The sequence below is a fragment of the Variovorax sp. 10N432 genome, from assembly GCF_056394465.1.
The window spans coordinates 26,322-47,992 of record NZ_JBFTHX010000041.1 but is presented as its reverse complement, the minus strand read 5'-3'; the positions used below and the strand labels follow the sequence as shown (position 1 = coordinate 47,992).

18 protein-coding genes and 3 pseudogenes are annotated in these 21,671 nt (G+C 64.8%); 10 read left to right on the top strand and 11 right to left on the bottom strand.

The genetic code is table 11. The annotated features are described in order from the left end of the window. Positions 1–110: 110 nt before the first annotated feature. On the bottom strand, positions 111–341 hold the full coding sequence (locus AC1DF3_RS30750) for a hypothetical protein (protein WP_478141901.1): 231 nt from the start codon (positions 339–341) through the stop codon (positions 111–113). A gap of 176 nt (positions 342–517) precedes the next feature. Between AC1DF3_RS30750 and zwf the strand changes: the two genes are divergently transcribed. Next, positions 518–1,924, top strand: coding sequence for a glucose-6-phosphate dehydrogenase (zwf, locus tag AC1DF3_RS30745; RefSeq protein ID WP_478141900.1), 1,407 nt, complete (start codon positions 518–520; stop codon positions 1,922–1,924). Positions 1,925–1,928: 4 nt separating this feature from the next. Further along, positions 1,929–3,718 (top strand): annotated as a pseudogene (locus AC1DF3_RS30740) (glycoside hydrolase family 15 protein). A gap of 1 nt (position 3,719) precedes the next feature. Here the strand turns inward: AC1DF3_RS30740 and AC1DF3_RS30735 are convergent. After that, a complete protein-coding gene (locus AC1DF3_RS30735) occupies positions 3,720–3,950 on the bottom strand; it encodes a hypothetical protein (protein WP_478141899.1) in 231 nt (76 codons plus the stop codon). 289 nt (positions 3,951–4,239) lie between these two features. On the opposite strand from AC1DF3_RS30735, the gene AC1DF3_RS30730 reads away from it, so the two are divergent. The 6 genes and pseudogenes from AC1DF3_RS30730 (at position 4,240) to AC1DF3_RS30705 (ending at position 11,002) form a co-directional block, all read left to right on the top strand. Further along, complete coding sequence (locus AC1DF3_RS30730; protein ID WP_478141898.1) at positions 4,240–4,761, top strand: DUF3619 family protein; 522 nt, start codon at positions 4,240–4,242, stop codon at positions 4,759–4,761. Between the two features lie 169 nt (positions 4,762–4,930). Beyond that, positions 4,931–7,406, top strand: a pseudogene (locus tag AC1DF3_RS30725) (membrane-bound PQQ-dependent dehydrogenase, glucose/quinate/shikimate family). A 212-nt stretch (positions 7,407–7,618) separates the two neighbouring features. Next, positions 7,619–7,969, top strand: a pseudogene (locus AC1DF3_RS30720) (chloride channel protein); the annotation flags it as partial. Then, positions 7,966–9,285 carry a DUF2254 domain-containing protein gene (locus tag AC1DF3_RS30715; protein ID WP_478141897.1) on the top strand — a complete coding sequence of 440 codons (1,320 nt, stop codon included), beginning with the start codon at positions 7,966–7,968 and terminating at the stop codon, positions 9,283–9,285. The pseudogene AC1DF3_RS30720 and the gene AC1DF3_RS30715, both read left to right, overlap by 4 nt. Positions 9,286–9,578: 293 nt before the next feature. Continuing rightward, positions 9,579–10,340, top strand: a complete 762-nt coding sequence (locus tag AC1DF3_RS30710; protein WP_478141896.1) for a cation:proton antiporter domain-containing protein — start codon at positions 9,579–9,581, stop codon at positions 10,338–10,340. A 359-nt stretch (positions 10,341–10,699) separates the two neighbouring features. Then, a complete protein-coding gene (locus tag AC1DF3_RS30705) occupies positions 10,700–11,002 on the top strand; it encodes a hypothetical protein (protein ID WP_478141895.1) in 303 nt (100 codons plus the stop codon). Positions 11,003–11,027: 25 nt separating this feature from the next. On the opposite strand, the gene AC1DF3_RS30700 is transcribed toward AC1DF3_RS30705, so the two are convergent. The 4 genes from AC1DF3_RS30700 to AC1DF3_RS30685 all read right to left on the bottom strand — a co-directional run bounded on the left by AC1DF3_RS30700 (position 11,028) and on the right by AC1DF3_RS30685 (position 14,599). Next, positions 11,028–11,978, bottom strand: a complete 951-nt coding sequence (locus AC1DF3_RS30700; protein ID WP_478141894.1) for a mechanosensitive ion channel family protein — start codon at positions 11,976–11,978, stop codon at positions 11,028–11,030. 20 nt (positions 11,979–11,998) lie between these two features. Further along, entirely contained in the window at positions 11,999–12,418 is a 420-nt protein-coding gene (locus AC1DF3_RS30695; RefSeq protein ID WP_478141893.1) for a murein hydrolase activator EnvC family protein, read from the bottom strand. A 160-nt stretch (positions 12,419–12,578) separates the two neighbouring features. Continuing rightward, entirely contained in the window at positions 12,579–14,093 is a 1,515-nt protein-coding gene (locus tag AC1DF3_RS30690; protein ID WP_301814749.1) for a tripartite tricarboxylate transporter permease, read from the bottom strand. 11 nt (positions 14,094–14,104) lie between these two features. After that, positions 14,105–14,599, bottom strand: a complete 495-nt coding sequence (locus AC1DF3_RS30685; protein WP_301814750.1) for a tripartite tricarboxylate transporter TctB family protein — start codon at positions 14,597–14,599, stop codon at positions 14,105–14,107. Positions 14,600–15,114: 515 nt separating this feature from the next. On the opposite strand from AC1DF3_RS30685, the gene AC1DF3_RS30680 reads away from it, so the two are divergent. Then, positions 15,115–15,354: a hypothetical protein gene (locus AC1DF3_RS30680; protein ID WP_478141892.1), complete on the top strand. Its 240-nt coding sequence runs from the start codon at positions 15,115–15,117 to the stop codon at positions 15,352–15,354. A 145-nt stretch (positions 15,355–15,499) separates the two neighbouring features. Then, positions 15,500–15,916, top strand: coding sequence for a MarR family winged helix-turn-helix transcriptional regulator (locus tag AC1DF3_RS30675; RefSeq protein ID WP_478141891.1), 417 nt, complete (start codon positions 15,500–15,502; stop codon positions 15,914–15,916). A 965-nt stretch (positions 15,917–16,881) separates the two neighbouring features. Here AC1DF3_RS30675 and AC1DF3_RS30670 read toward each other — a convergent pair. The 5 genes from AC1DF3_RS30670 to AC1DF3_RS30650 all read right to left on the bottom strand — a co-directional run bounded on the left by AC1DF3_RS30670 (position 16,882) and on the right by AC1DF3_RS30650 (position 21,654). Next, positions 16,882–17,148 carry a hypothetical protein gene (locus AC1DF3_RS30670; protein ID WP_478141890.1) on the bottom strand — a complete coding sequence of 89 codons (267 nt, stop codon included), beginning with the start codon at positions 17,146–17,148 and terminating at the stop codon, positions 16,882–16,884. Positions 17,149–17,355: 207 nt separating this feature from the next. Then, positions 17,356–18,840 carry a Do family serine endopeptidase gene (locus AC1DF3_RS30665; RefSeq protein ID WP_301814757.1) on the bottom strand — a complete coding sequence of 495 codons (1,485 nt, stop codon included), beginning with the start codon at positions 18,838–18,840 and terminating at the stop codon, positions 17,356–17,358. A 257-nt stretch (positions 18,841–19,097) separates the two neighbouring features. Beyond that, positions 19,098–19,892, bottom strand: coding sequence for an HpcH/HpaI aldolase family protein (locus AC1DF3_RS30660; RefSeq protein WP_301814760.1), 795 nt, complete (start codon positions 19,890–19,892; stop codon positions 19,098–19,100). Between the two features lie 21 nt (positions 19,893–19,913). Further along, positions 19,914–20,612, bottom strand: coding sequence for an RraA family protein (locus tag AC1DF3_RS30655; RefSeq protein ID WP_478141889.1), 699 nt, complete (start codon positions 20,610–20,612; stop codon positions 19,914–19,916). Positions 20,613–20,619: 7 nt separating this feature from the next. Further along, positions 20,620–21,654: a Bug family tripartite tricarboxylate transporter substrate binding protein gene (locus AC1DF3_RS30650; protein WP_478141888.1), complete on the bottom strand. Its 1,035-nt coding sequence runs from the start codon at positions 21,652–21,654 to the stop codon at positions 20,620–20,622. Positions 21,655–21,671 lie beyond the last annotated feature (17 nt).

The window sequence follows — 21,671 nt, the reverse complement described above, 5'->3', positions numbered from 1 at the left end:
AGCTTGGCTGGCGTGCGCCTGCCGAAGACGCCGCCGAGGCTGCGACCCTCGCCAAACGGCTCACTCGCCTCGAGACATCGCTTTTCGAGAACAACCTTGCAAGCATCAATTCACGGGCTGACCAACGCCGCCGGGTGTATTTCCACTGAACTCTTGCGTTCGATCGCTTCTTCGCCATCGCCGATGTCGTTCAGCTCGCACCGCGACATCGAGAAGGCGGCAATCCTTACCAAGGCAGGGCTCGTAATCGCATCTTTTCCCTTGAAGTCCGACGGTGCAGTCCTGACGGGACCCGAGAACGTGGCAAAGGTGCTGGCCGTGAACGCCTGCGCCACTGCCATCCAGATCAAATGGCCCCCAGGCCGGCTAAGGACGCCGGGCGAGCCCTGCGGGGCCTCCGTGGCTTTAGGAGACTTTTGCACACAGAGGAAGCACGGTGCGATCGGGAGGCGCCTCAATTAGAGCCACAGCCGGGCTCATACTGAACCATCGGCACTGAGAGGTACTCATACAGTGAATGAACCGCATTCCTTCTGAGATGGCTGTCGTCGCGTCCGATGCGCTGGTGGTGTTCGGCGCGACCGGCAACCTGGCGCACAAGATGATCTTCCCAGCGCTCTACGCGCTGTGCAAGCGTCACGCATTGGCCGTGCCGGTGATAGGCGTGGCGTCGTCGCCGTGGACGCTGGAGCGGTTTCGTTCTTTTGCGCGGACCAGCATCGAGGGCGATCATGGAGCCGACGACGCGACTGCCCTCGAACGGCTGCTCTCCAAACTGCAGTTCGTGAGCGGGGACTACAACGACGCCGACACCTTCGCGACGCTCAAGCAGACGTTGGGTGCAGTCGAGCGCCCGGCGCACTACCTTGCAATCCCGCCGTCGCTGTTCGCCACAGTCATCCGGCGACTCGGCAGCGCTGGACTTGCCTCGAACGCGCGCGTGATCGTCGAGAAGCCATTCGGTCGCGACCTCGCCTCGGCGCGTGAACTCAACCGCGTCGCGCAGCAGGTCTTTCCCGAAGACGCCATCTTTCGCATCGATCACTTCCTCGGCAAGGAAGCGATCATGAACATCCTGTATTTCCGTTTCGCCAACTCCTTCCTCGAGCCGATCTGGAATCGCCACCACGTGGCGAGCGTGCAGATCACGTTGGCCGAGAGATTCGGCGTCGATGGCCGCGGCGCCTTCTACGAGAGCGCTGGCTGCCTGCGCGACGTGGTGCAGAACCACCTGTTCCAGATCGTCGCGCTGCTGGCGATGGAACCCCCCGCCAGCCGCAACTTCGAGGCCGTCCATCGCCACAAGACCGACGTGTTCGCTGCATTGCGGCCATTGGGGCCTCACGACATCGTGCGCGGTCAATACGCCGGATACCGCAGCGAGCCACAGGTCGCGGACGACTCGGACGTCGAAACCTACTGCGCCGTCAGGCTCTATGTCGATTCCTGGCGATGGGACGGCGTGCCCTGGTACCTCCGCTCTGGGAAGATGCTGCCCGAGAACGTGTGTGAGGTGATGGTGCGTTTCAAGCGGCCGCCGCAAACCCTGTTCGCGGACTCGGGGACCTCCGAGGACGCAAACTACTTGCGCTTCCATCTCTCGCCGCGTTCGATGATCGCGTTGGGAGCCCGCGTCAAGCGGGCGGGCAAGGCCTTCTTGGGCGATCAGCGGGAGTTTCGGCTGCTCGAGGAAGCACCGAACGAACAGAGTCCATATGAGCGGCTGCTGGGCGACGCGATGGCCGGCGACGACGCATTGTTCACCCGAGAGAGCGCTATCGAGGCGGCGTGGGCAGCCGTGGAGCCGGTGCCGATCAACCCTCCTCGCTCCCTTGTCTATGCAAAAGGCAGCTGGGGCCCGGCGGCGGCCAGCCATTTCATCGCGGCAGACGGGGGTTGGCACAACCCCGGACGCCCGGATTGACGCGATGCCTTTGCCCATCGAGGACTACGCGTTGATCGGCGACTGTCATACCGCCGCCCTGGTCGGCCGCGATGGCTCGATCGACTGGCTGTGCCTGCCGCGTTTCGATTCGGGTGCGTGCTTCGCGGCCATGCTCGGCCAGCCCGAGCACGGTCGCTGGCTGATCGCGCCCTGCGACGGTTGAGCAGGGGCGGCGCCGCTACCGCGATGCGACGCTGATCCTCGAGACCGAGTTCGAGACCGGCGAAGGCGCGGTGCGCGTGATCGACTTCATGCCGCGGTCGGACGAGCGCTGGGACGTGGTGCGCATCGTCGAGGGCCTGCGCGGTCGGGTGCGCATCCAGATGGAACTCGTCATTCGCTTCGACTACGGCTCCGTCATCCCGCGGGTTCGAAGGACGGGCGGCACCCTGCTGGCCACCGGCGGGCCGGACACGCTGGAGCTGCACACCCGCGTGGCCATCCACGGCGCGGATCTGAAGACGCTGGCCACCTTCGAAGTGGCCGTCGCACGAGCCGACACAACCGCCGATCGATGCCGAGCAGGTCTTGCGGGTGACCGAGCGCTGGTGGCTCGAATGGTCCGGACGCTGCATCGACCAGGGACGCTGGCGCGCGCAGGTGCTTCGCTCCCTAATCACCTTGAAAGCCCTGACCTACGAGCCGACCGGCGGCATCGTTGCCGCGCCAACCATGTCCCTGCCCGAGCAGCCCGCTGGGGTGCGCAACTGGGACTATCGCTACTGCTGGCTGCGCGACGCCACCTTCACGCTCAATGCGCTGCTGCTCGCCGGCTACACCGCCGAAGCAGTCGCCTGGCAGGACTGGCTGCTGCGCGCCGTGGCCGGCAGTCCGGTCGACATGCAGATCCTCTACAGCGTCACGGGCGCCCGGCGGATCGACGAGACCGAACTGCCCTGGCTGCCCGGCTATCGCGGGGCGGCGCCCGTTCGCGTCGGCAACGCAGCGGCCAGGCAGTTCCAGCTCGACGTGTATGGCGAAGTGATGGACACGTTGCATCTCGCGCGAGCCGCCGGTCTGACGCCGCCGCCGCATGCCTGGCAGATCCAGCGCGCGCTGCTTGCCTTCCTGGAAACGCATTGGCGTGATCCGGACGAGGGCATATGGGAAGTCCGGGGCCCGCGCAGGCAGTTCACCCACTCGAAGGTGATGGCCTGGGTGGCCTTCGATCGCGCCGTCAAGGACGCCGAGCGCAATGGGCTGGACGGGCCGGTCGAGGCCTGGCGGCGCACCCGCGATGCCATTCATGCGCAGGTCTGCGACCAAGGCTTCGACGCGAGTCGCAACAGCTTCGTGCCGCACTATGGAACCACCGAACTCGACGCCAGCCTCTTGCTCATTCCGTTGGTGGGCTTCCTGCCACAGGGGGGCGACCGGGTTCGATGGACGATCGATGCCATTCAACGCGAACTGATGGTGGACGGTCTGGTACTGCGATACCACACTGCCAGCGGCGTCGACGAACTCCCGCCCGGCGAAGGTGTATTCCTGCCCTGCACGTTCTGGCTCGCAGACTGCCTCAGCCTGGCCGGACGGCGCGCGCAGGCGGTCGCGCTGTTCGAGCAGCTGCTCGCGCGCTGCAACGACCTCGGCCGAATGTCCAAAGAGCTCGACCCCCGCACGCATCACCTGCTGGGCAACTTTCCGCAGGCGCTGACCCATATAGCGCTGGTCAACACCGCGCGCGTGCTGTCGCTGCCCCAGCGGCAGATCGAGGAATCGAGCCAGAAGGGAGAACGGCCCGCCTCGGCGGCGCCCCGCGGGCTCGCGTGAGTCAGAACAGCCGATACAGCAGCCACAACGTGACCGGCGCAACGCCGATTTCCCCGCTGACGATCAGGATGATGCTGAGATGCACAGGATCGATGCCCAGCCGGGTTGCGATCGGGAACAGGCCGGGAGCCAGGGTCAGGTTAGATGAGGGCGGCGACCGCGAAAAGGGTAGACAGAGGCAACCCCGGCCCCAGGGCGCCGGGCTCGGGCTGGCGATCAGCTGGCAGATCATGCGCCGATTGGGTGGGTCCCTGTCGCTGGAAGACAGCGTTGCCGGGTCGCGCTTCCATATCCGGCTGAAGATCTGCGCTTGGGCCCGAACGCTGGTGCCGGTGCGGCGGCAATCAGGTGGCGGCCGCGCGGACTATCTCGCGACTCTAGGCGAAATTTAACTCATATTGTGATGAAATCTGAAACGACTCGTCATCCTGGGCGTGGCGTCAGCCGTTGTATTCCCTCGAGCTTGCGTCTCGGAACTCCTGGCGTTGTTGCGGCTGTGCGATTCACAAGGGAGGCTGATCATGGAGCTGGCGAAGTCGACGAGGTCGAGGGCATCTGCCGCGAGGCGGGACGACCCATGGGCGTCCGATGAGCGATCGTTCGATGAGTTCGGGCGCGCGATCGCCATCTGGCTCTCGGATGGAGAAGCCGCGCTTTCGCACGATGTCACGCAGCGCTTGCAGGCGGCCCGGTTTCGTGCGATCGCCGCTCGCAAACCGGAACTGCAGCGCGCGCGGCCGCCCATGGCCCGGCCCGGCTTCCTGACCTTCCTCCAAGGCAGCCAACCCTGGTTGCGCATCGGGATCGTTGCGCCGCTCGTCGTTCTGGTCGTGGGGCTCGCCTTGATCAAGGGAGAAGTCGACGAAACGGCTGCGCGACTGGAGGCTGAAGTGGATGCGCAGCTGCTCACGGATGTGCTGCCCCCGACAGCGTACATCGATGCCGGGTTTCACGAGTTCCTCATGGCGACCCAGCGGCGAATGAACATGCAGCCGGAGTCGCCGAAGCCAAGCCCGGCCCAATCCCACGCTCGACCTGTTTGACGCACTGTTGGGAGAGCGATCGAGCGAGGCGCTGGTCGCCAGCAGGCTGATGGCCGAGAAGGCGTTGGCAAAGTCCTACGACATGCTGCGTCAAATCGACACGTCTGGGAAACCCCTGGGTGAGACGCTGAATCAGACTTCGGACGGGACGCGCTATCTGGAAAGCTTCATGAAGACCCCTTCTTCCCCATCGATTCCCCTGATCTCAGGTGTCGTGATCGCCTTGGTGGGAGTGGCGCTTGGCATCGCGGGCGCATGGCTGGTCGGGTTGGGCGGGAGTTGGTACCACCTGGGCGCAGCCCTGGCTTTGCTGGCAGTGGGTGGGCTCTTGATGCGTCGCTCCGCCATGGCAACTTGGGTCATGGCAACCCTGCTTGTGGGGACGCTGGCATGGGCGCTGTGGGAAGTGGGACTGGACTGGTGGCCGCTCGCCGCGCGGTTGGGCTTTCTCTTTCTGTTGGGCGTCTATGTAGGCGGCCCATGGACCGTGCATTCATTGCGCGTTGCCGGAGCGACCGGCCACGACGGCGCCGGCAAGCAGCGGCGCGCTTCGTGGAAGCAAGGGGGCGGCCTCGCGCTGAGTGCGGCCCTTGCCGTGAGCGCTGCAGCCATGCTGGCTTCCTGGACCAGAGACATGCATGCGATCGAGGGCGTCTTGCCAGTCGGCCAGTCACAACCGTCCGGCACCAGTATCCTGCCCGCTGGCGAATGGCACGCCTACGGGCGTACCGGCTACGGCCAGCGCTTTTCGCCGCTGACTCAGATCACGCCGGCCAACGTCTCGAAACTGAAGATGGCCTGGCAGGTCCGAACCGGTGACATGCGCGGGCAGCCCGGTGACCCGGAGGAGACGACCTATGAAGTCACTCCGCTGAAGGTGGGAGACCGCCTCTACCTCTGCAATCCCCATCAGTCGGTAATCGCTGGATGCGACCACGGGAGCGGAAGTCTGGCGCTACGCCCCAGAGATCAAGGGCGCTCTGGCGCTGCTGCATCTCACCTGCCGCGGGCTTTCATACCAGCCTCCAAACACATCCGCAGACAACGCAGCGGCCGTGCCGACCGCTTCGCCTTCCGAGCCACCGCTCCCCGTCGCGACCGCGCGCGGCGCCGTGTCGGAAGTCTGCGCCCATGGGAAGCTCTTCATGCCCACAGCCGAAGGTCGCCTGATTGCCTTGAACCCCGACAACGGCGCCGTGTGCAGTGCGTTCGGCGACGGCAAGGGCCAGATCAACCTTTGGGCACATATGCCCAATCCGCGGCCCGGCTCGTACTACTCCACCTCCCCGGTCGTGGTCACACGGAAGTTGGTGATCGTCGGCGGGACGGTCCTTGACAACGTATCAACACACGAGCAGTCCGGTGTGATCCGGACCTTCGACGTAGACACCGGCGCGTTGGTCTGGAACTGGGATTCCGGCAATCCGGAGGCGACCGCACCGATTGCGCCTGGCGAGAGCTATACAGTCAATTCACCCAATAGCTGGTCAATCTCGAGTGTCGACGAGGCGCTCGGCATGGTCTACGTTCCGATGGGTAATCAGCCACCGGATCAATGGGGCGGCCGGCGCAGCGCCGCGGTGGAAAAGTACTCGTCATCGGTGGTCGCGCTCGATCTTGCGACCGGGCAAGTGCGATGGGTCTTTCAGACCGTCCACCACGACCTCTGGGACTACGACGTCCCCTCCCAGCCCGGCTTGATCGACCTCACGATCAACGGTGCCACGGTGCCGGCCCTGGTGCAGCCCACCAAACAGGGCGAGTTGTTCGTGCTCGACCGGCGAACCGGCAAGCCCATCAATCCGGTATCGGAAGTGGCGGCGCCACAAGGCGCGGCGACCGGTGACCGGACCGCGCCGACGCAGCCGAAGACCGCACTGTCCTTCGATCCACCCAGGTTGAGCGGGCGCGATATGTGGGGCGCCACGATGTTCGACCAGCTTGCCTGCCGCATCGCGTTCCATCGTCTGCGCTACGAAGGTCGCTTCACCCCGCCTTCGACCCAGGGCTCCTTGATCTACCCAGGCAACTTCGGTGTGTTCAATTGGGGCAGTGTCGCGGTGGACCCCCAGCGCCAAGTCGCATTCACGACCCCGACCTACCTCGCTTTCGTGTCGAAGCTCGTTCCGAGACCGAACGACGAGGCGCTCGTGGTGCAGACCGAGGGGCCGCCGAGAGGGGCCTTGCCGGCGCTCAACGAGAACTTCGGCGCGCCCTTTGCCGTGGCGCTCAGCCCTTTCACATCGCCGCTCGGATTTCCCTGTACAGCACCCCCCTGGGGCTACGTCGCCGGCGCCGATCTCGCAAGCGGGAGGATAGTCTGGAAGCACCGCAACGGGACTGTCCGCGATCTTGCGCCGATCCCATTGCCGTTCCGCATGGGCGTGCCGAACATCGGTGGCCCCATCATGACTGCAGGTGGCGTAGCTTTTCTCTCAGGGACGCTTGACGACTACGTGCGCGGCTATGACGTCGGCAATGGCCGGCAGTTGTGGGAAAGCCGGCTTCCTGCCGGCGGCCAAGCCACGCCGATGACCTACACCGGGTCCGACGGCCGGCAGTACCTCCTGGTGGTGGCCGGAGGCCATGGATCCACCCACACCAAGGCGGGCGACTACGTCATTGCGTATGCGCTTCCTGAATGAAGCAAGGTTGTCCATGCCGAGCCCGACGAGCAAGACCTTCATCACCAGCCGCTGGGTCTCGTATCGCTGACCGAGAACCTGATGATGGTGGTCATGGGCATCTGGGTGGACGTGAATCTTGCCATGCATTTGGCCTGATGAATCAAAAAGCAGACTTCCGCTCCCACCTTCGCAGCCAAATGTCCAGCTGGCGAACTCGCCTTGTTCGGGCTGCCATCGATGCCGGAGTCGGAAACCCGATCGCGCAGGCCACCCAACCCGGCCTTGGACCTCCACTGATCGCGCTCGGCATGGCGGCATTCCTTGCAGCCGTGACACGCGCTCCGTTGACGGCGTTCATCATCGTGATGGAGATGGTCGACGGCCATGCGATGGTTCTGAGCCTGATGGCCGCAGCGATGCTGGCGACGCTGGTGTCGCGCATGATCACGCGGCCTCTCTATGACTCGCTGGCTGACCACATGGTCGCAGTCGCGGGATGCGGTGGCAGAAGATCTGCCCATGCCGATCTGCCAGCGGTTGCTGCCACAACCTCGCGCCATCCGGTCGAGCCACGCTCATGACCGCCAGATTCCGAAAACTCATGGATCAACTGGGCGAGGCATTCTGGCTCGTGCCAGGCGCGATGGTGCTGGCCGGCATCCTGTTGGCCGTGGCCTTGCTGGAAGTTGATCGGGGAGGGCGGCTCCCGGCATGGGTCGCCGAAAGCAACTGGCTGTACAACGGAGGGGGGACGGGCGCTCGCACCTTGCTGGGCGCCATCGCGGCGTCGACCATCGGCGTGGCAGGCACCGTCTTTTCGATCACCATCGCAGCGCTGTCGCTGGCGGCCGGACAGATGGGGCCACGGCTATTGCCCAATTTCACGCGCGATCGCGGTGTACAGGTCACGTTGGGCGCGTATCTCGGCACCTTTTCCTATGCATTGATGGTCCTTCGCAGCGTCAGGACGCAGGAGGAGGGGCCCTTCACGCCCCATCTGGCCCTGAGCTTCGGAATCCTCCTGGCTTTCGCCTGCGTCGGGACGCTGGTGTACTTCGTTGGCCACATGGCCAATCGCATCAACGTCGACACGGTTGTGGATTTGGTGAGCGACGACATTCGTGCCGCCATGAAGGCCACGATCACGGACGAGGCGCAGCCCGCACCTCCGTCGGCAGATTTCTGGGCCAACGCCTCCACCATCGTCGATGCACGACGCGGCTACCTGCAACAGTTCGACGAAGCGGGTCTTGCCGACTGGGCGTCCGAACACGGAACGGCGATTCGACTCCTCGCGCGCAGGGGCGACTATGTCTTTCCAGGCGCACCGGTCGCCCTGATGTCGGTGCAGGTGGCCGAAGCGGAAGACGCAGTGCGCCGTGCCACCGCGCTGGGGGCAGCGCGCGGCAGCGTCGGTGACCTGGAGTACGCGGTTCGCCAATTGGTGGAGGTGGCCGTCCGAGCGCTGTCTCCGGGCATCAACGACCCCCATACCGCCATGAGCGTGCTTGATCGACTGGGCGCCGCGCTGTGCGACCTCGCGGGCGCCAACCTGCCGAGCGGTGTGACCCTTCGTGGCGATGAAGTCGTGCTCGTCGTGCCGAGCGCCACCTACGGCAGCCTGGCCGACGTCATGTTCCACATGATTCGCCAGAACGCGGCGGGCAGCACAGCCGTGATGATCCGATTGCTGGATGTACTCACCGCGGTGATTGCCTGCGAAAGCGACCAGGACCGCCGCGCGGTTCTATTGCGCCATGCCGATCTGGTCTGGACCGACGCACAGCGCGACATCGCCAATGAAGGGGATCGGGCTGACGTGGGCCGCCGTCATGCGACGCTACGCCGGACGGTGACCCATGGTGCACTTGGCGCGATCGTCGCAAGCATCCCGTAAGCCGCCCGTCTGACGACCCATGCTCGACATTGCCGCCATCTGCCTCGTGGTCACGGCCTTGCTTGCCTACCTGAATCATCGGTTCATCCGGTTGCCAACGGCCATCGGCGTGATGGCCATCGCGCTCGGAATTTCGCTGTCGATGTTCGGTCTGGACACGCTCCGCTTAGACCAGGGGCTGCGGCGCTACGAGGAGTCGTTCCTGCGATCGATCGACTTCTCCGACGTCATGATGCAGGGAATCTCAGCGGCAGATCGCCGCCCTCGCGCTCGCTGCAACCCTGCTCTCGGCCATGGTCGTCGGCTTCGGCATGTGGGCGGTGCTCCCTCTCATCGACGTCAAGCTCTCATTGTTGTACTGCCTGCTTTTCGGGGCGCTGATCTCGCCGACCGATCCGATCGCTGCCATGGGGATCCTCCGCTCGGCTGGCGCCCCCAAGAACCTGGAACTCGTGATCGCGGGCGTGTCGCTCTTCAGCGACGGCGTGGGCGTGGTGATCTTCGCCCTGCTGCTGGGCATACTCGCGAGCGGAACGGCCCTGACGGTTCCGGGAGCCGCGGGGCTCTTGCTGCGGGAAGCGGGCGGCGGCATTGCCTTTGGTCTGGCGCTGGGCTATGTCACGTTCCGATTGCTGCGCAGCATCGATCACTACCAGGTGGAGGTGTTGCTCACGCTCGCGGCCGTGATGGGGGGCTATGCCTTGGCCAGGCATCTGGAAGTGTCGGGGCCGTTGGCGATGGTCGTCTGCGGTCTCATGATCGGCAACGACGGCCGGGAACTGGCCATGTCCACCCTGGCGACTCGATGGCTGACTGTCGGTCTTCCGGTTGCTGCCGCCAGCGCGCAGTTCGGTCTGCCACCCGGCTCGTCCCGAGTGCTCAACTGGGGCGGTCTGCGTGCCGGCATTTCGGTGGCATTGGCCCTCTCGCTGCCGGTCGGCGCCGAGCGCGAGATCATCCTCGCGCTGACCTATTGCGTCGTGGCGTTTTCAATCCTGGTCCAGGGAATGACCATCGGCCGCGCCGGCCGGGCTGCGATCGGCGGCGCCAACTGAGCGCGCTCAGCGCGACAGACTGCGTGGACCCCCGTGAAGGACCAGTGTCTCTCAATATCACTCATGCCATGATCTATCTGTGCGAGTGCGAAGCACAACGATCTCGCGCTCATCGTTCAAGAAAGCTGCTGGGATGCCCGGGAAGGGCACCCCGCTCAAAGCCTCGGAGCAATGTGGCCAGACGACCGACCGAAAGAGAGACAATCGCAAGCACGTTGACAGACTTGGTGTTGCAGCGATGCATTGCCGGGAACGCTTCCAAGACGTCCCGAACCGCTCTGCAATGCACGGCGCCTGTCAGCGAGCGACCTTACGTCAGGCGCGGCATTGACGCCCTGATAGACATCGGCATCTTGTCGATGAGCGGTGAAAGCGTCGGATTCACGCCGGCGGGGAACGTCTTCCTGGCCTATGGGTCGAGCGTGAGGGACCAATCTGCCACGTTGGAAGAGGATGTTCGTGGTCATGCCACGCTCACCGCGCTGCTGACCAACATCGAGGCCGACCCTCGCCTCGCCTTGCCCCAGCCGCCCGAAGAAATTCAGACCCTGCCTTCGCGCCTCGAAGGCATGCGCAAGCCGGTACGAACCCGATTCCTCACCGCGTGGATCGTGTTGTTCGCGACTGCGCTCCTCGCATGCGCCGTCAACATCATGCGGTGAAGGTGCGACGATCGACGCCGCCAAGTCAGCGATTAGGGGTCTCTGCTTTGTCGAGGTGTTCCAGGGTTGCCGTCGCTTCGCTCGGATCGCGCAGCCGAAATGCCGGCGCCGAACCATCCTTGGCCTGTCCTGCGTACCCGGTGAGCTGAGGGTAGGGGATCTCGATGCGCTCGACGTCGAACGCCGCCTTCAGCCTTCTCAGGAACTCGCGTCGCACAGTCCACTGCTGAAGCGGCGTCACCTTGCAGCGGCACTTGATGACGACGGCGCTGTCGTCGAGACGATCAACCCCGGCCATCTCGAGGTCGCCGAGTATGCGCACCGCAAATGCAGGATCGATGCGCAATCTGGCACCTACAGCCTCCATGACCGCGATAACTTCGTCGACGTTTTCGCGGTACGACACGCCGACGTCCACGACCGCGTGCGCAAACGAGCGCGACATGTTGGTGACGCTCGTGATCAGCCCATTGGGCACGAAGTGCACGTTGCCGTCATAGTCCCTGAGTCGAACATGCCGCAGGGTGATGTCCTCGACCGAGCCGCCAAGACCAGCGATCGTCACGACGTCGCCCGCGCGGATCTGGTCCTCGAACAGGATGAAGAAGCCCGTGAAGTAGTCCTTGACCAGGCTCTGGGCACCGAAGCCGACAGCCAGGCCGACCACGCCCGCGGCCCCCAGGATCGGGGCGAGTGAAACCCCGACTTCGGCCAGAACCAGCATCACGGCCACGGCGCCGATCACCAGAGCGATGAGGTAGCGGATGACCCGTCCGAGCGTTTCGGCGCGCCTCGCGCCGTCGGACCCGTCAAGCCTGCCTTCGACCCTCAGGCGAACCAGGCGCACCGCCTTTTGAAGCGTCGCGATGGCGATCCAGGCGGCAACCACGATCAGCAAGATCCGAAGTGCGGAAAGGGCAGGGGCGCTCCATCGATCCCAGTCGATGCTGTCAAGAATTTCCATCAGATGTTCCATGCGCAGGAGTCAACGCGACTTCAGTTCACTTCTCCCCGCAGATAAGGCTCCGGGTCGACGGCGATTCCCAGTTTTCGAATCTCGAAGTGAAGCGCGACCCTGTCTCGGCCACTCTTGCCCATCTCGGCGATGGGCTGTCCCTGGCGCACGACCTCGTTCTCGCCGACCAGCGAACGTTCGATGTGGGCGTACGCGGTAATGAAGGTTTCGTCATGCTTGAGGATCACCATCTTGCCGTAGGCGGGCAGTGCGCTCGTGACGATGACGACGCGCCCGTCGCGCGCTGCCAATACCGGATCGCCAGGTCGACCCTCGATGTCGATCCCCTTGTTGAGGCGGCCATCGAAGTGCGAAATGGTCGCGCCGCGTGCCGGGTGCGCGAAGCTGGCTTGCGGCACCGGCCGCTGGGGAGCCGGCGCGACAGGCATCGGTGTCTGCATCGGCGTCGCCGTCGAGCCAGAGGGGGAGGCGCCTTCAGCGGCACGGACGTACCGCAAGCGCAGAGCAGCGCAAGGGTCATCAGCGCGCCGCCGCGCGTGAAATGGTCGAGCATCGCTTGTTCCTGACGAGTGCAGGGGACGTCTTTGACTGCGGTCATCATCATCCCTCTTCGACGAACGCTTCCTCGCGCTTGGATTTCACCGCAGGCAGAAGGACGATCGTGAGCAGGATGGCTGCCGCCACCAGCAGGCCGGCCGAAATCGGACGCGTGACCAGAACGCTCCAGTCGCCACGCGAGAGCAGCAGGGCGCGCCGCAGGTTCTCCTCCATCATCGGACCGAGGATCAAGCCCAGGAGCAGCGGCGCAGGCTCGCAGCCAAGCTTGAGGAAGGCATAGCCGACGATTCCGAAGAAGCCGACCATCCAGACGTCGAAGGTGTTGTTGTTGGTCGAATAGACGCCGATCGCGCAGAACAGGACGATCGCCGGAAAGAGCCAGCGATAGGGAATGGAGAGCAGCTTGATCCAGATCCCGATCAAGGGCAGGTTCAGGATGATCAGCATCAGGTTGCCGATCCACATCGAGGCGATCAAGCCCCAGAACAACTCCGGATTGCTGGTCATGACCTGGGGACCGGGCTGGATGTTGTGGATGGTCATCGCACCCACCATCAGCGCCATCACGGGATTGCCCGGGATACCGAGCGTCAGGAGCGGTATGAAAGAGGTCTGCGCACCCGCGTTGTTTGCCGACTCGGGCCCCGCGACGCCGCGGATGTTGCCCTTGCCGAACGGAATCTCCCCCGGCTTGAGTCTGAGCTTCTTCTCGAGCGTATAGGACGCGAATGCCGACAGCAGCGACCCGCCGCCCGGAAGAATCCCGAGCGAACAGCCCAGCGCGGTCCCGCGCAGGACGGCGGGCACCATGTTCTTGAAGTCCTCCTTGGTCGGCATGAGGCCGTGGAGTTCGGCCGTGAACACCTGGCGTTCCTCCTCGCTCTGGGAGAGGTTCGCGATGATCTCGCCATAGCCGAAGATGCCCATGGCGATGGCGATGAAGCTGATGCCGTCGGTGAGTTCCGGGATGTCGAAACTGTAGCGTGCGACGCCCGAATTGACGTCGGTGCCGACCAGTCCGAGCAGCAGTCCGAGCATGATCATGCAGATCGCCTTGAGCAGCGAACCCGAAGCCAGCACCACGGCGCCGATCAGACCCAGCACCATCAACGAGAAGTATTCCGCGGGCCCGAACTTGAAGGCGAGTTCGGTCAGGGGTGGCGCAAACGCGGCGAGGACCAAGGTCCCCACGCAACCCGCGAAGAAGGATCCGAGGCCTGCGGCGGCAAGCGCGGGGCCTCCTCGACCCTGCTTGGCCATCTGGTGACCGTCGATCACCGTCACCACGGACGAGGATTCCCCAGGAAGGTTGACCAGGATGGCGGTGGTCGAGCCGCCGTACTGCGAGCCGTAGTAGATGCCCGCCAGCATGATCAGGGCGGCCACCGGCGGCAATGCATACGTGGCCGGCAGCAGCATCGCGATGGTCGCGACAGGACCGATGCCCGGCAGCACGCCGATCAGCGTGCCGAGCAAGCAGCCGATGAAGGCATAGATGAGATTCTGAAACGTGAAGGCCGCTTCAAAGCCGATGGAAAGGTTGTGAATCAGGTCCATGGTTGCTTCCGTCAGCCCGTGATGAAGGTGGGCCAGACCTGGAACTGCAGACTCAGGCCGATGATGAAGGTCAGGTAGCTTCCGATGGCCAGGATCGTGCCCAGTATCAGCGCCGACTTAAGCGAAAAGCGCGTGCCCGCAAGGCTTGAGACGACCACCAGCGCGTAGATGGCCACCAGCAGGCCCATCGCCGGGACCCCGATGCTGGGCAGGCCGCCCAGCAGGACGCCGAACACGAGGTTGGAGCCAATGATCAACGCGAGCGGCTTCCACGCGATGCGTCCGACCGGATCGCCTCCGGGTGCGCCAGAGCCAGCGGTGAGTGCGCCGAGCATCACCACGCCGCCGCCGATCGCGAGCATCGTGCCCAGAAGGAGGGGAAAGTACCCCGGCCCCATGCGCGCACCGCTGCCGATGGTGTAGTTGGTCGCGCCGAGGGCGAACGCAAGCCCTACGCAGGTGAACATGAGACCGGACAGGAAATCCTTCTGGCTTTTGATTTTCATGGGAGATCGGGGGGAATGGAGGAGGTTGGAAGGCGCCGATTCATCGACACGTCCCTTGCAGGACAGCCACACGCGGTCAGGCCACAGTCAGGTATGTCATAGTATGACAGACGTTGTATCACGCTGTGAGGGATTACCCTCCTAGCCGCGAAAGCCGCGGACCGCGGCAAGCGCAGGTGTTCTTCTTGAGCGAGCCGTGGTTCACGGGGCGCTCCTGATGGGAGCCGCGATGTCCACGGTCATGTCGGTCCTCACGTCGAGCATGTATCCGAGCCGAGCGTCAACGGGCGCGCCCGCGTCGGGGCCACGGCGGCGCGGCGCCGGGAAGTTGAGGTGAAGGTGTGCTGAATTCGCGGCGTCGAGTGACGCAGGAATGCCGGACCGTTTGCGTCTCGCGCGTTTGCCCTGGGAGCGGGAACCTTTCTGAGCCATCGACATCACGAGAAGAGTCGCGCCTTCAGGCGCTGCGTCTGATCTGCAGCCTGTGGCGTGCGTTCGACCTTGGAAGGACCGAAATGACACAGCCTGTGGATTTGCTTGCCGACATCGATCCGGATCGCATCTTCAGGGAATTGGCTGTCCAATACCGCCTGCTGGCCGACAGTGAGGCCGGGGTAAGCGACGATCTTTGGAGCTACACAATGGCCGTGGTTGCGCTTTGCGCAAGGATTGCCGACGCCCACACTGATCTGGAGCGGGGCGGGACGGCCGGGTCATCAGTTCGCGCAGCGCTGCTTGACTATCGAATTCGCTAGTTGGCCAGTAGATCGTTTCGCGGAAGGAGCGGCGAATCTCTGGCCGGTCTCGGTGACCCTGGCCGTTGGCGCGGTGCAGGCCTCCCGTAGGCCATGCAATACTCGGCAGCGCTGTTACATTCGTGCATTCACCCAGCCAATTGCCATGCCGACTCCCCCAAGTGACGCCGAGAAGCAGCGCTTCGAGGCCCTTTCAGACTTCCGATTCAGACTGCGAAGCTTCCTGAGGTTCAGCGAAGATGCCGCTCGCGCTGAAGGCATCACTGTCCTGCAATATCAACTCATGTTGCATACCCAGGGCTTCCCGGGTAGGAACTGGGCGACGATCGGCGAGATCGCCGAGCGACTCCAGGCTCAACCGCATGGCGTCGTCGCCCTGGTGACCCGCTGCGAGGAGGCTGGCCTGGTCAAGCGCAAGACCAGCAAGGTCGATCGTCGACAGGTCGAGGTCCACCTGTTGGCCGCTGGACGCAGGAAGCTCGCCACGCTCGCCACTCAACACGCCGACCAACTCGATGCGCTCGCTCTGGCAGTCCGGCTGGCGAGCCGGATTCAGGATTGACGGACGACGAAGGGTTCGCCTCCGACGACTGCTCTGGACTTTATGTCACGTTGTGATTAAAGTGCCTTGTTTCTGGCGGCGAGGGCTACGAGAGAAGGTGCGCATCCGCCTGCCGCAAATCAGAGGCAACCGCATGAATGGATCTTCCTCACTTGCTTCTTCAGACGACTTGGTCATGGACGCGCTGAAGCTCGCGCTGTGGTGGTTGGCGACCGACCCAAGACGCCATGGAGAGGATTCCGAGCGGCACGTTTGTGCACAAGCCGACCTGCGAATTCGCGAAGCCATGGCGGTTCGACGACTCGAACGAGCTCGCTCCCGGTCGACATACTCCCCCACCGAGTCCTGATCCCAGGTCGCCATACTTGAGAGCTTCGTCACTCTGGCGAAGGCATCACTGTTTGAAATACATGAATCTTCGTTACTCTTCACTGTCCTTGTGCTTCGCGCTGTTCGCCACGTGCTCCTTCGCTGCGCCCAGCGATTCCGACATCGCGGATCGCTACCTCGATCTGAACGCTTGCATGGATCAGGCCATGGGAAAAGGGTGGCAGCGTCGATATGACATTCATATGTCGACGAACCGCTGGGGCGCATCGGAGGCAAGTCCTGCGGACCTTGACTCTGCGCCCCAAGCCGTGCGCGTAACCGCGCTCCGATGCCGCCGTGAGACGACTCCCGCCCCCCACTCACCGCCGTTCAGCCAGTAAAGGCGCGACGCCCGCAGCACTGCCTCGGTCGGCCCCGAGCCTCGGAGCCCTGCGCGCGCCCTCGCGCGGCAGGACGGTTCCATGCTGGCGACGAACCGAAAAGCAACCGCAATCAGTCCGATCCCGGCCCGCGCACCCGGGAGCAGTCGGCGCCGTTGCGCCCCGCCGTTGTCGACACAGCGCGACCTGCCTCGTCAGGAGTGCTGGCCTCCGACCTGTTGCGACCACAGGAACAACGCCTTTGCCGGCAGGCCTTCACTGTCGACTACCGTCTTTCAGGGTCTTTCCGTCGAACGTTGCATCGACGTCGTAGTGACCCGGGGAAAGCCGGGCCAGGACAAACGGTCCAGTCGATACGGTCTGCAGCAGCGCATGACCCCTGGCATCTCGAATCACGACGTTGACATCGGCCGCGAAGTCGGCGCCATGCCGGTCCTTCGTGGCGGATTCGAGCGTCAGCGGCCATTTGGGGCTCGCTTTCTCGATCGCCCTGGATTCTTCCCGGCCGATGCCGCGGCTCATGAACTCGACCGCACCGGCCTTCTAGACCGGTGGCGACGTGGTGGYGCTCGCATAGGCGGCGCCCAACGCCAGCGGTCCCAGTGCCGCTGCGATGGCGACGGCGGTCATGTTGAACTTTGCTCTCATCTCGTTTCTCCTTTCCCGTAGTGGAGCAACGAAGTCATGCAATGCGTTGCTCCAGGCACTGCCTTGCGTGCGCGTCCTTCGTCAGCCGATGGGAACAGGCACAAAGATCTTGTTTCCGTCGCGCTGGATCAGCAGCGCCACCGCCTTGCTTGACTTCGTGACCAGATCGCGCACTTGGGCGGGGCTGTTGACCGGGTTTTGGTCGACGGCCACGAGCACGTCGCCTGGAAGTACACCGGCGAGTGCCGCGGGCCCATGGACGTCCTCGATGAACAGGCCGCCGCTTACCCCGGCTTCGCGCCGCTCCTGCGGCTGCAGCGGGCGCAAGGCGAGTCCAAGGTCACCCTTGGCGCCTGAGATGCCGGAGTTCACAAGGCTGGCGGCCTTGCCACCAGCATCGCCAAGAGTGACCGTGACGTGTTCGCGGCTGCCCTGGCGATAGACGTCGAGCGCAGCTTTGTCGCCGGGGCTGGCCATTCCTATCAGCGCGGGGAGATCGCCGGACGAGACGATGGGCTGTCCGTTCACCTTGACGATCACGTCGCCAGCCTTGAGCCCCGCATGGTCGGCGGGGCCGCCCTTGACGACGTTCGAGACCAGCGCGCCTTCGGGCCTGTCGAGCTTGAACGAGTCGGCCAGCGTTTGATTCACCTCCTGGACGGTGACACCGAGAAGGGCGTGTGTGGCCTTTCCCGTGGCGACGATCTGGTCCTTCACGCGTGTCGCCACCTCGATCGGAATCGCGAACGAGAGACCTTGGAAGCCTCCGCTTCCGGTGAATATCTGCGACGTGATTCCGACGACCTCGCCGCGCGAGTCGATCAAGGGCCCGCCCGAGTTGCCGGGATTGACGGCCGCGTCCGTCTGGATGAAGGGAACGTAGCCATCGCCCGGAAGCGCGCGTCCCTTGGCACTGACGACGCCGGCACTCACGCTATTGGCAAAGCCAAAGGGCGAACCAATTGCCAGGACCCACTGACCAACTTTCAGGTCACGCGAATTGCCAATGCTCAACGTCGGCAGATTCCGAGCGTCGATCTTGAGCACGGCGACATCCGTCTTCGGGTCGACGCCCAGCACCTTGGCCTTGAATTCGCGTCGGTCGGTCAGCTTGACCACAACTTCCTGGGCATCGCGCACGACGTGCGCGTTGGTGAGGATCACGCCGTTGCTGCTGACGATGAACCCCGAACCCAGGCCATGGGAAGGGATTTCGGTCTGACCGGGAAGCGAGCCGCCCGGGGCTTCGAACCGCCTGAAGAACTCGAGGAAGGGGTCGTTGAGATCCAGGGGCGGAAAGCCGTGACGAGGCAGGTTGGGGCCGTCGTGCTTGCGATCGGCGACTTGCCTGCTGCCGCTGACGGTGATGTTGACGACCGCGCCGCCGCAGCGCTCGACAATCTGAGAGAAGTCGCGAGTCACTGCCGGGCTGCCGGCCGCCGCGGACGAGGCGCTTGGTGCCGCGCCGGGCGCTATCGTCTGCGCATGCGTTCCGCAAGCGCTCAGCGCGCTTGCCGCGACAAGCGCAAGGACAAAACGGGAAGGGGCCTTCGAGGGAATGCTCATGATGTCTCCCGGCAGAACTTATGACCTTCAAAAGGCTAGACCCGAAGCCTTAAGCGGCTCTTAATGCAACTGCTGCGCGCGCAGGCTTGCGTTTGCGTTCTCGTTTGCGCATTAGGTCGGCAATCGTTACCTCGTTGGGCATCGGCGCCGAAGGAAGCACCGAAAAGACGAGATCACCGCTGCAGAGGCGGCGATCTCCAGCTTCGATCTCAAAGAAGCGAGCAGGCCGAAGCACGGCTAGCCATGCTCCATCTCGATCAGTAGGCAATGCCTTCGACCGCCTTGGCGCGCCCGCCCGCGGTCGACGCGTGCCGCAGCGCCTGCGTGATCACGCTCGAGGCGACCGTCGCGAAATAGCGCGCACCCCATTGTCCGTACCTTGCTTCGTCCTCGGGCGTCAGGGCGATGATGCCGGCGCAGATGCCGGCATTCGAGACCGCGCGCAGCGCTCGCTCGATCGCTGCTTCGACTGCGGGCGACTTCCAGTCGTTGCCGAAGCCCATCGAATGCGCGAGGTCGTTGGGGCCGACGAAGACCGCATCGACGCCGGGGACCGCCGCGATCTCGGCCGCCTGATCCACGGCCTCGGGTGTCTCGATCATCACGATCAGCGCGATCCCCTCGTTGCTTCGCTGCGTGTGGGCGGCGCCGGCGAACGCGCCGTAGCCCGCGGCGCGCGAGCTGAACGCGCTGCCGCGGCGCCCGACGCCCGGGTAGCGCACCTGTTGCACCAGGTCGCGCGCCTCATCGGCGCTTTCGACCATCGGGATCTGCACTGCGCTTGCCCCCATGTCGAGCACGCGCGCGATGTCCTGGCGCAGGCAGCGCACCACGGGCACGATGCCGCTCGCGCGCGCGGCGCGCAGCATGTGTTCGGTGGTCTCGTGGCCCGCGCTGCCGTGCTCGTTGTCGATCACGACGAAGTCGAAGCCGGCATAGCCGCACATCTCGACGATGGCAGCGCTGGGCAGTGAATTGAAGATCGCGCGCAAGGGTCGGCCGCTGCGCAGCATGGCCGGCAGGCGCGTGTCGAGAGGATGACGGATGTCCATGGTGTGTACTTGTCGGGTGGGTCAGTGGATGTCGTCGGCCGCGCACATCGCCCGCTCGAGCGCAGCGATGTCGAAGGAGCCGCTGCGCGCGGCCGCCAGCAACGGCGCCTCCTTGCGCTGGACGAGGTCGATGCAGCCCGGCAGCGCGTGCAGGTGTTCGGGCGCGATCCGGACCGCACCGTGGCGGTCGGCGTGGACCAGGTCGCCATTCGCGATGCACAAGCCGAACACTTCGACAGGCTCGCCGATGTCCACCACGTGCACGAAAGCATGCGAAGGACCGACGCTGCCCGCCAGGATCGGAAAGTCTGGCGCCAGATCGCCGAGGTCGCGCACCGAGCCGTCGGTCAGGACGCCCGCGACGCCCAGCGCCTGATGCACCGCCGAGTTGACCTCGCCCCAGAACGATCCGGTGCCGCGGCGCTCGTCGAGGTCCTGCATCACGACGAGGGTCGGCAGGCCCGGCGTCGGCGCGACATGGCGGTAGTAGTCGAGCCGCAGCCGGTGCAGTTCCGCGGCTGGAAGCGAGGAGGGCGCCGCGGCGCGGATGCGCGCGGTGCGCGCGAAGCCGAGCATGGGCGCCAGCGGTTGCGGCGCCGCGACCAGCGTGCCGTAGGTGAAGCCGTGCGCGCTGCGCCTGCCTATGGCGAGTTCGAGCGCATTGCAGATCGTCGGCGTGTCGACCGAGCGCAGCTTGCAGATCAATTCGGCGGTGAGCATCGTCCAACTAGTCGATCGTGATGTTGTTGGTCTTGATCAGCTCGGAAAACTTGACAGTCTCCGCCTGGATGAACTTGCGGAATGCCTCCGGCGTCATCGGCTTGGGCGTGAAGCCCTGGCCCGCCAGGCGGTTCGTGACCGCCGGCGATTCGAGCACTGAAACCACTTCCTTGTTGAGCCAGTTCACCACTGCGGGCGGCGTGTTGGCGGGTGCGAGCAGGCCGAGCCAGGTCACGGCCTCGAAGCCGGGCACGCCCGATTCCGCGAGCGTCGGCAGCTCGGGCTGCAACGGCGAGCGGGCGAGGCTGGTCACGGCGAGCGCCTTGGCCTGGCCGTTCTTCGCGAAGGCGAGCGCCGTCGTCATGTTGTCGAACTGCATGTCGATCTGGTTGCCGGCAAGGTCGACCAGCGACTGGCTGCTGCCCTTGTACGGCACATGCACGGCCTTGGCGCCGATGCGGTTGAGCATCATGAGGGTGGTCAGGTGCTGCGAGGTCCCGTTGCCGCTGGTGCCGTAGGACAGCGCATCCGGCTTGGCCTTGAGCAGCGCGATCAGCTCCTTCACGTTGTGCGCGCCCGACTTGTTGCTGGCGAGCAGCACCAGCGGCGTGCTCGCCAGCTGGGTGACCGGCGCGAAGTCCCTGTCCACGTCGTAGCTGATCTTCTTGAGCAACGTCGGGTTGACGGACAGCGCGGTCTGGGTGCCGAGCAGCAGCGTGTACCCGTCGGGCTTCGCGCGCGCGACGAATTCGGTGCCGATGCCACCGCCCGCGCCGGCCTTGTTGTCCACCACGACCGCCGTGCCCCAGCGCTTGCCAAGCTCGTCGGCGACCAGACGCGCCACGATGTCGGTGGCGCCGCCGGCCGCAAAGGGCACGACGATCACCACGCGGCCGGTCGCCGGATAACCACCCGGGCCAGCGGCCGCGGGCGCAGCCTGTGCGATGGCGGCGCCGCCGAACGCCAGCGCCGAAAGTGCCGCGGCCGCACGCCGCAGCAGGGCGCCGCGGGTGAGCGGCGGGAAAGGAGTTCTGTTCTTCATGTCGATGGGTCCGGGTG